The 9,507-nt window shown below is 68.8% G+C and carries 6 protein-coding genes and 3 pseudogenes; 8 read left to right on the top strand and 1 reads right to left on the bottom strand.

The features are described from left to right. Positions 1–740 (top strand): GntR family transcriptional regulator (locus Y694_RS17195; protein WP_310732267.1); only part of this gene is annotated, 740 nt, incomplete at its 5' end. 27 nt (positions 741–767) lie between these two features. Here Y694_RS17195 and Y694_RS17190 read toward each other — a convergent pair. Beyond that, positions 768–1,856 carry an MBL fold metallo-hydrolase gene (locus Y694_RS17190; protein ID WP_011830944.1) on the bottom strand — a complete coding sequence of 363 codons (1,089 nt, stop codon included), beginning with the start codon at positions 1,854–1,856 and terminating at the stop codon, positions 768–770. A gap of 119 nt (positions 1,857–1,975) precedes the next feature. On the opposite strand from Y694_RS17190, the gene can reads away from it, so the two are divergent. The 7 genes and pseudogenes from can to Y694_RS17155 form a co-directional block, all read left to right on the top strand. Beyond that, positions 1,976–2,647, top strand: coding sequence for a carbonate dehydratase (gene can / locus Y694_RS17185; RefSeq protein WP_036234740.1), 672 nt, complete (start codon positions 1,976–1,978; stop codon positions 2,645–2,647). Beyond that, a pseudogene (aceK, locus tag Y694_RS17180) lies at positions 2,647–4,502 on the top strand (bifunctional isocitrate dehydrogenase kinase/phosphatase). Before can ends, aceK begins: the two are co-directional and overlap by 1 nt. A gap of 20 nt (positions 4,503–4,522) precedes the next feature. Then, a pseudogene (locus Y694_RS17175) lies at positions 4,523–5,706 on the top strand (acetyl-CoA C-acyltransferase). Positions 5,707–5,738: 32 nt separating this feature from the next. Beyond that, positions 5,739–6,355 (top strand): annotated as a pseudogene (locus Y694_RS17170) (LysE family translocator). Positions 6,356–6,525: 170 nt separating this feature from the next. Further along, on the top strand, positions 6,526–7,644 hold the full coding sequence (locus Y694_RS17165) for a TRAP transporter substrate-binding protein (protein WP_011830939.1): 1,119 nt from the start codon (positions 6,526–6,528) through the stop codon (positions 7,642–7,644). Positions 7,645–7,729: 85 nt separating this feature from the next. Continuing rightward, on the top strand, positions 7,730–8,350 hold the full coding sequence (locus tag Y694_RS17160; protein ID WP_036234737.1) for a TRAP transporter small permease subunit: 621 nt from the start codon (positions 7,730–7,732) through the stop codon (positions 8,348–8,350). After that, positions 8,347–9,507 (top strand): TRAP transporter large permease subunit (locus Y694_RS17155; RefSeq protein ID WP_152543609.1); only part of this gene is annotated, 1,161 nt, incomplete at its 3' end. The genes Y694_RS17160 and Y694_RS17155, both read left to right, overlap by 4 nt.

The raw sequence follows: 9,507 nt of genomic DNA, 5'->3' as shown, positions 1-9,507 counted from the left end.
GGCGCATGAGCCAGCGCCGCGTCGCCGGCGTCCCCCCCGACCCGCAGGACGCCTCGCCGGCGCTGCCGACCGATCGCGTCTACGAGGCGGTCTATGCCGCCGTGATCGACCAGCGCCTGCCTCCCGGCACGCGGCTGCGCGAGGAGGAGCTGGCGCAGGCCTTCGCGGTCTCGCGCACGGTGGTGCGCCAGGCGCTGCACCGGCTGGCGCAGGACGGCATCATCGTGCTGCAGCCCAACCGTGGCGCCCGTGTGCCCGAGCCGACGCGGCGTGACGGCGAGCACGTGTTCGACGCCCGCCGCGTCGTCGAGTGCGAGGTGGTGCGCCGCCTCGCCGGCAAGCTGAGTGCGGCGCAACTGGCCGAGCTGCGCGCGCTGGTGGCGGCCGAGGAGCGTGCGACGCGTTCGCAGAACAAGCAGGAGGCGATCCGCCTGTCAGGCCGCTTCCACCTCGAGCTCGCGCGCCTGAGCGGCAACCCGATCTTCCTGCGGTTGCTGGAGGAGCTGTTGCCGACCACCTCGCTGCTGATGGCGCTGTACAAGGCGCCGGGCGAGCCGATGTGCGTGGCGCACAGCCACCGGCGCCTGCTGGCGGGCCTGGAGCGAGACGGGGCGGGCGCCGCGGCGACGGAGATGCGCCGCCATCTCAACGAGATCGAGCGCTCGCTGTCGCAGCCGGCTTCCCCGGCGGTGCCCGCGCTGCGCGACGTGTTCCGCGCCTACCGCGGCGGCGGCACCTGACGGGTGGTGCGGGTCGGGCCGTTCTCGTCAGCCGGCGACGGCGAAGCGGTAGACGCCACTCGCACGGTCCACCTGACGCACCAGCCGCCCGTCGAACCACAGCGCGTGCAGGTGGGCGATCGCCTCGCCCAGCGCGAAGGTGGTCTGGTGCAGGTCGAGCGGGCGCTTGAACAGCACCGGCAGCAGCTCGGTCGCCGTCTTCGGGGCGGCGGCGCAGGCGGCCAGCACGTCGGCGAAGCGTTCGGCATGGTGGTCGCGCAACTGGTCGACGCGGGTGTGCAGGCCGGTGAAGGGGCGGCCATGGGCCGGCAGCACCAGCGTGTCGGGCGGCAGCGCGCGCATCCGCTCGATCGACTCGAGGTAGAGCCGCAGCGGGTCGGCCTCGGGTTCGAAGTCGAGCACGCTGACGTTGGTGCTGATGCGCGGCAGCACCATGTCACCCGAGATCAGCACGCCGAGCGCCTCGCAATGCAGCGCGATGTGCTCCGGCGCATGGCCGTAGCCGACGTGGCAACGCCAGCCATGGTCCCCGACGCGCAGCGTCTCGCCGTCGAGCAGGCGGTGGTAGCGCTGCGGCACCGACGGCACCATCGAGGCGTAGTAGTTCGAGCGCCGGCGGATCTTCTGCAGCGCGTCGGCGTCGGTCACGCCATGGCGCGCGAAGTGGGCTGCCGCTTCGTCGCCGCCGACGCCGGTGGTGCTGCGGCAGGCGATCCGAGCCGCGTTCCAGTCGGTCGCACTGATCCACAGCGGGCAGTCGCGCCCGATCACGCTCCAGCGCGTGGTCAGCCAGTCGGCCAGACCGATGTGGTCCGGGTGCATGTGGGTCACGATCACGCGCAGCACCGGCAGGCCGTCCAGGTGGTCGGCGAACACCTGCTCCCATGCGGCGCGGGTGGTGTCGTCGCCGATGCCGCAGTCGACGATGGCCCAGCCTTCCACCGGGCCGTCCGGACTCTCGAGCCGGTCGCGCAGCAGCCAGAGGTTGATGTGGTCCAGCGCGAACGGCAGCCGCATCCGCACCCACTTCACGCCCGGGGCGACGTCGAGGGCGTCGCCCAGCGCGGGCAGGGCATCGCCGAACGGGTAGCCCAATTGGTGTTCGAGAGCGTTCATCGCAGGTCGGGCTCGCCGCCGTGAAGTCCGGTGGCACGTTAACGCAAACGCCGGGACCGGTCGGTCGCCGACGCGTCAGGGGGCGCCTGCGTAAAATTGTGGCAAAGAGGAGCCGAAGCATGACCACCGACCTGAAAGAGCTGTTCGACAACAACCGCGAGTGGGCCAAGCAGACCGAGGTGCGCGAACCCGGCTTCTTCTCGCGGCTGCTCAAGCAGCAGTCGCCGCAGTACCTGTGGATCGGCTGCGCCGACAGCCGCGTGCCGGCCAACGACCTGGTCGGCTTGCTGCCCGGCGAGCTGTTCGTGCACCGCAACGTCGCCAACGTGGTGGTGCATTCCGACCTCAACTGCCTGTCCGTCGTGCAGTTCGCGATCGACATGCTGAAGGTGCAGCACCTGATCGTCGTCGGCCACTCCGGCTGCGGCGGCGTGGCCGCGGCGCTGGCCGACCGCCGTGTCGGCGTGGCCGACAACTGGCTGCGCCACGTGCAGGACGTGCGCAACAAGCACCAGACCTGGCTCGACGGCGTGCGCGAGGTCGACCGCGTCAACGCGCTGTGCGAGCTCAACGTCGTCGAGCAGGCGCTCAACCTGTGCAGCACCACCGTCGTGCAGGACGCCTGGCAGCGCAGCCAGCAGGTCGTCATCCACGGCTGGTTCTACGGTCTGCACAACGGTCTGCTCGAGGACCTGACGATGACGGTCGACAGCGCCGACGCGGTGATCCCCGCCTACCAGCGGGCGCTCGCCACGGTGAAGGCGCGCTACGACGCCCGGGGGGTCGCCTGATGGCGGGCAGCTTCGTCACCACCCTGAACGACCCGCGCGCCTTCGACATCGCCCAGGCGCTGCTCGACGGCTTCAACCGCCACTACAAGCTTTTCCGCCAGACCAGCGCCGAGGCCAAGCAGCGCTTCGAGGCGGCCGACTGGCACGGCCAGCAACGCGCGCAGCGCGAGCGCATCGAGTTCTACGACCTGCGCGTCGACGAGGCCGCGGAGCGGCTGGAGAACGAATTCCGCGCCAGCTCGCTGTCCGAGGAGACCTGGCAGCAGGTGAAGCTGTATTACATCGGCCTGCTGATCAACCACCACCAGCCCGAGCTGGCCGAGACCTTCTTCAACTCGGTCACCACCAAGATCCTGCACCGCAGCTACTTTCGCAACGACTTCATCTTCGTGCGCCCGGCGGTCAGCACCGAGTACATCGAGAACGAGGAGCCGGACTCGCTGCCGACCTACCGCGCCTACTACCCGAGCCGGCCGGGCTCGGCCGAGGGGTTGCGCGAGACGCTGCTGCGCATCGTCGACAACTACCAGCTCCAGCGCGAGTTCGAGGACCTGGGGCGCGACATCGACTACGTGCTGCAGGCGTTTCGCAACCAGTTCGGCGACGTCAAGCTCAGCGCCAACTTCCAGATCCAGGTGCTGGCCTCGCTGTTCTTCCGCAACAAGGGCGCCTACATCGTCGGCAAGGTCATCAACGGCTTTCGCGAGACCGGCTTCGCGCTGCCCGTGTTGCACAACTCGCGCGAACTGCTGACCATCGACACCGCGCTGTTCGGCGAGGACGAGCTGCTGCTGCTGTTCAGCTTCGCGCGCGCCTACTTCCTGGTCGACATGGAGATCCCGTCGGCTACGTGCAGTTCCTTCGTTCGCTGATGCCGCGCAAGCCGCGCTGGGAGCTGTACAACGCGCTGGGCCTGCAGAAACAGGGCAAGAACCAGTTCTACCGCGACTTCCTCTATCACCTGCGCCACTCTTCGGACAGCTTCCGCATCGCGCCCGGCATCAAGGGCATGGTGATGCTGGTGTTCGACCTGCCGAGCTTCCCGTTCGTGTTCAAGGTCATCAAGGATTTCTACCCGCCGCAGAAGGACACCACGCGCGAGCTGATCCAGAGCAAGTACCAGCTGGTGAAGACGCACGACCGGGTGGGCCGCATGGCCGACTCGCTGGAGTACAGCAACGTGGCCTTCCCGCGCCAGCGCTTCGAGCCCGAGCTGATCGAGGAGATCCGTCACTTCTGCCCCAGCCTGCTGGAGGAGGAGGGCGACAGCCTGGTGCTCAAGCACCTGTACATCGAGCGGCGCATGATCCCGCTCAACATCTACCTGCAGGAGGCCACGCCCGAGCAGATGAAGCATGCCGTCATCGAGTACGGCAACGCCATCAAGGACCTGGTGGCGGCCAACATCTTCCCCGGCGACATGCTGTGGAAGAACTTCGGCGTCACGCGCCACGGCAAGGTGGTGTTCTACGACTACGACGAGATCGAGTACCTGACCGACTGCAACTTCCGCAAGGTGCCCGAGCCGCGTACCGAAGAGGAGGAGATGTCGGGCGACATCTGGTATTCGGTCGGTCCCAAGGACGTGTTCCCCGAGACCTTCGGCCCTTTCCTGCTCGGCAACCCGACGGTGCGCGAGGTGTTCATGCAGCACCATGCCGAGCTGCTGGATCCGGCGTTCTGGCAGGGCCGCAAGGACCGCATCGCCGGCGGCTACGTGCACGACGTCTTCCCCTACGACCCGCACAAGCGCTTCCGCCGTCCGCTGGGGCTGGGCTTCGGCAGCCTCGACGCCGAGGCGGTGTCGCTGCATCCGGCGTCGGCGACCACGCAGCTCGGCCACAACCCCATCTGATCCTGTGAAGGAGTCTTGCCATGTCCACCGATGATCCGGTCGTGATCGTGTCGGCTGCGCGAACGCCGATCGGCGGGTTGCTCGGCGACCTGGCGGCGCTGGCGGCCTGGGAACTGGGCGCCGTCGCGATCCGCGCCGCGGTCGAACGCGCCGGCGTGCCGGGCGACGCCGTCGACGAGGTGCTGATGGGCAACTGCCTGATGGCGGGCCAGGGCCAGGCGCCGGCCCGCCAGGCGGCGCGCAAGGCCGGCCTGCCGGACTCGGCCGGCGCGGTGACGCTGTCGAAGATGTGCGGCTCCGGCATGCGCGCGCTGATGTTCGGCCATGACATGCTGGCGGCCGGCTCGGCCGAGGTGGTGGTGGCCGGCGGCATGGAGAGCATGACGAACGCACCGCACCTGAGCTTCGTGCGCAAGGGGCTGAAGTACGGCGCGGCGGTGCTGTACGACCACATGGCGCTCGACGGCCTGGAGGACGCCTACGAGCGCGGCAAGTCGATGGGCGTGTTCGCCGAACAGTGCGTCAGCTATTACAGCTTCCGGCGCGAGGCGATGGACGCGTTCGCGGTGGCGTCGACGCAGCGCGCGATCGCGGCCCACAACGACGGCAGCTTCGACTGGGAGATCGCGCCGGTCACGCTGGCCGGCAGGGCGGGCGACGTGGCGGTCGATCGCGACGAGCAGCCCTTCAAGGCCAAGCTCGACAAGATCACGGCGCTGAAGCCGGCCTTCGGCAAGGACGGCACGATCACCGCCGCCACCTCGTCGAGCATCTCCGACGCGCCGCGGCGCTGGTGCTGATGCGTGCCTCCACGGCCCGCGCGCGCGGCCTCGCGCCGATCGCCGTGGTGCGCGCGCACGCGGTGCATGCGCAGGCGCCGGCCTGGTTCTCCACCGCGCCGGCCGGCGCGATCCGCAAGGTGCTGCAGAAGACCGGCTGGTCGGTGCGCGACGTCGACCTGTGGGAGATCAACGAGGCCTTCGCCGCGGTGACGATGGCGGCGATGACCGATTTCGAGCTGCCGCACGAGCGTGTCAACGTGCACGGCGGGGCCTGCGCGCTGGGCCACCCGATCGGCGCGTCGGGGGCCCGCATCGTCGTGACGCTGCTGGGCGCGCTGCGGCGGCGCGGGCTGCGGCGTGGCGTGGCGGCGCTGTGCATCGGCGGCGGCGAGGCCACGGCACTGGCGGTCGAGCTGCCTTGAGCAGCCTCGGCATCCACGACCTCGGGCTGTTCATGCTGACCAGCCTGGTGCTCAACCTCACGCCCGGTGCCGATACGCTGTACGTCATGAGCCGCAGCGCGCGCGGCGGCTGGCGCCATGGCGTGGCGGGCGCCTTCGGCGTCGGCCTGGGCTGCATGGGCCACGCGGTCGCGGCCGCGCTGGGCGTGGCCGCGTGCTGGCCGCGTCGCGCTGGGCCTTCGACGCGCTCAAGTGGGCCGGCGCCCTCTATCTGGCCTGGCTGGGCTTGCAGATGCTGCGCGCGGCGTGGCGCGGGGCCGATGCCGCGACCGAGGCGTCGGACCAGACGGTGGCGCCGCTCCCGACGCTGCGCCAATCGTTCACCGCCGGGTTGCTGACCAACCTGCTGAACCCCAAGGTCGGGCTGTTCTTCCTGGCCTTCGTGCCGCAGTTCGTCGACGTGCATGCCGGCCTGCCGCTGCCGGCCTTCCTGCTGCTCGGCCTGTTGTTCAACCTGAGCGGCGTGAGCTGGCTGCTGCTCGTCGCCCTGCTGACCGACCGGGTGCGGGGCCGGGTGGCGCCGGCGCTGCGGCGGGCGCTGCAGGCGCTCGGCGGCGGGCTCTTCCTGCTGCTCGCGGCGCGTCTCGCGAGCGCCCGCGGCGCGGGCTGAAGGCGGGCTGTTTCCAGTGCGCGTCCGGGTCCGGTCGCGTTGCGGGAACTACGTATGGGGTTAACGACAGCGGCGGCCCGCGAGGGCGCTCCTTACCATCGGTGAGCTTTCAAACAGACCCGGGTTGGCTGTCGCGAACCCGTCGTTAGTGCCCCAATCAGGAGATGTCCATGACCCAGAAGACCGCCCCGCAACGTCGTCGCTTCCTCAAGAAGGCTTCCGCCGGTGCCGTCGGCGCCACCGCGATGGCCGCCCCGATGGTGTCGGTCGCGCAGACCACCGCGCTGCGCTTCCAGAGCACCTGGCCCTCGAAGGACATCTTCCACGAGTACGCGCAGGACTTCGCCACCAAGGTCAACAACATGGCCGGTGGCCGGCTGAAGATCGAGGTGCTGCCGGCGGGTTCGGTGGTGCCGGCCTTCCAGCTGCTGGAAGCTGTCAACAAGGGCACGCTCGACGGCGGTCACGGCGTCGTGGCCTACCACTACGGCAAGAACTCGGCGCTGGCGCTGTGGGGTTCGGGTCCGTCCTTCGGCATGGACCCCAACATGCTGCTGGCCTGGCACAACTACGGCGGCGGCAAGGAACTGCTGGCCGAGATCTACAAGAGCCTGAACATGGACGTCGTGTCCTACCTGTACGGCCCGATGCCGACGCAGCCCTTCGGCTGGTTCAAGAAGCCGATCGGCAAGCTCGAGGACATCAAGGGCACCAAGTTCCGCACCGTCGGCCTGGCGGTGGACATGTACACCGACATGGGCGCCGCGGTGAATCCGCTGCCGGGCGGCGAGATCGTGCCGGCGCTGGACCGCGGCCTGATCGACGGTGCCGAGTTCAACAACGCCAGCTCCGACCGACTGCTCGGCTTCCCCGACGTGGTGAAGAACTGCATGCTGCAGAGCTTCCACCAGAGCGGCGAGCAGTTCGAGATCCTGTTCAACAAGGGCAAGCTCGACGCGCTGCCGGCCGAGCTGAAGGCGATCGTCGACTACGGCGTGCAGGCCGCCAGCGCCGACATGAGCTGGAAGGCCGCGCACCGCAATTCGCTCGACTACGGCGAGCTGAAGAAGGCCGGCGTGAAGTTCTACAAGACGCCCGACGCGATCCTGCGCGCGCAGCTCGCTGCCTGGGACAAGATCATCGCCAAGAAGGGCGGCGAGAACCCGCTGTTCCAGAAGGTGATCGATTCGCAGAAAGCCTTCGCCGCGCGCGCCGGTCAATGGTGGAACGATTACACGGTTGACTTCAAGATGGCCTACAACCATTATTTCGGCGCCAAGAAGGCCTGAGCGCCCCAGTGATCTGAGCGACATCCGGGGGCGCCGCAGAGCGGCGCCCCCGCTCGTTTGTCCGGACGTTTTTCTAGGAAGCCTGATGCAGAACCTGCTGCTGGCGATCGATCGTTTCTCCACCTGGATCGGCAAGCTGTTCGCCTGGTCAGTGGTCGGATTGACCCTGTTGATCAGCTGGGAGGTGTTCTCCCGCTACGTGCTCAACAAGCCGCATGCCTGGGTGCTCGATGCCCAGATCATGCTGTACGGCACGCTCTTCATGTGCGCCGGCGCCTACACGCTGAGCAAGGCGGGCCACGTGCGCGGCGACGTGCTCTACGGCTTCTTCCGGCCCCGCACGCAGGCTACGATCGACCTGATCCTCTACATCGTGTTCTTCCTGCCGGGCATCGTGGCGCTCACCTGGGCCGGCTGGTTCTACTTCAACGATTCGCTCTCCATCCGCGAGCAGACCTTCAACGCCGATCCGCTGCCGGTCTACCCGTTCAAGTTCGTGATCCCCTTCGCCGGCGGCGTGCTGCTGCTGCAGGGCCTGGTGGAGATCGTGCGCTGCGTGATCTGCCTGCGTGAAGGCGACTGGCCGTCGCGCGAGGAGGACGTCGAGGAAGTCGACGTCGACAAGCTCAAGGAGATGGTGCACGTGAGGGACGCCGACATCGAGGCACTCGACAAGTTCGTCGTCAAGGAAGGCGGCAAGGCATGAAGCTGCGCAAGGAACTGTGGTTCGGCTTCACGCTGATGGCGATCATCGTCGCCGCCGCGGTGGCGATGGTGCTGAGCGTCGACACCATGACCAATGGTCACTATGGCCTGCTGATGCTGTCGCTGGTGGTCGTGGCCATCATGCTGGGCTTCCCGACCGCCTTCACGCTGATGGGCATGGGCATGCTGTTCGCCTTCTTCGCCTACCACTCCGGCGGGCAGACGGCCGGCGGCGCGATGAAGCAGACGCTCGACCTGATGGTGCAGCGCGCCTTCTCGGTGATGAGCAACGACGTGCTCATCTCGATCCCGCTGTTCGTGTTCATGGGCTACCTGGTCGAGCGCGCCAACCTGATCGAGAAGCTGTTCCGCAGCCTGCACCTGTCCCTGGCGCGTGTGCCGGGCTCGCTGGCGGTCGCCACGCTGGTGACCTGCGCGGTGTTCGCCACCGCGACCGGCATCGTGGGTGCGGTGGTCACGCTGATGGGCCTGCTGGCGCTGCCGCAGATGCTGCGCGGCGGCTACGACGTGCGGATCTCCGCCGGGGCCATCACCGCCGGCGGCTGCCTGGGCATCCTGATCCCGCCGTCGGTGCTGCTGATCGTCTACGGCGCGACCGCCGGCGTGTCGGTGGTGCAGTTGTATGCGGGCGCCTTCTTCCCCGGGATCATGCTCGCGGGCCTGTACATCCTCTACGTGATCCTCCTCGCCAAGCTCAAGCCGGCGCTGATGCCGCCGCTGACGGCCGCGCAGCGCTTCGTGCCGCTGCCGCAGCCGCTGCAGAGCGCCGGCGCGCGCGGCGAGGGCCGAGCGCTGCCCTGGCTGCTGGGCGCGCTGAAGGGCAAGCGCAACCAGGCCGTCAGCACGGGCTTCCTGCTCAAGCAGCTGTTCATCACGCTGCTGCCGCTGATCCTGTTCGCCGCCGTGTCGCTGTGGAGCTACCAGACCGTGACCCGCGTGGCGCCGGTCGACGATTTCTCCGAGCTGCAGCCCATGGGGTTCGGCAGCGCCGCCGAATCGGAAGGCACCGGAGGCCTGCAGGCCCCGCCGAGCGACGAGGGAGGCGGCCTGCAGGAGCCGCCGACGTCGGGGGGGCTGCAGGAGCCGCCGGCCGACAACGGCGGCCTGTCGGAGCCGCCCGCGAGCGCGGGCGAGTCG

Source organism: Methylibium sp. T29-B, from assembly GCF_000576225.1.
Classification (GTDB): domain Bacteria; phylum Pseudomonadota; class Gammaproteobacteria; order Burkholderiales; family Burkholderiaceae_C; genus Methylibium; species Methylibium petroleiphilum.
Note: the sequence above shows the minus strand (reverse complement) of the source record. Positions and strands in the feature narration are given on the sequence as shown.

Excerpts from the sequence above, each read along its gene's own strand:
- Y694_RS17160 (WP_036234737.1), top strand. The coding sequence starts at position 7,730 with ATGCAGAACCTGCTGCTGGCGATCGATCGTTTCTCCACCTGGATCGGC.
- can (WP_036234740.1), top strand. The coding sequence starts at position 1,976 with ATGACCACCGACCTGAAAGAGCTGTTCGACAACAACCGCGAGTGGGCC.
- Y694_RS17165 (WP_011830939.1), top strand. The coding sequence starts at position 6,526 with ATGACCCAGAAGACCGCCCCGCAACGTCGTCGCTTCCTCAAGAAGGCT.
- Y694_RS17190 (WP_011830944.1), bottom strand. The coding sequence starts at position 1,856 with ATGAACGCTCTCGAACACCAATTGGGCTACCCGTTCGGCGATGCCCTG.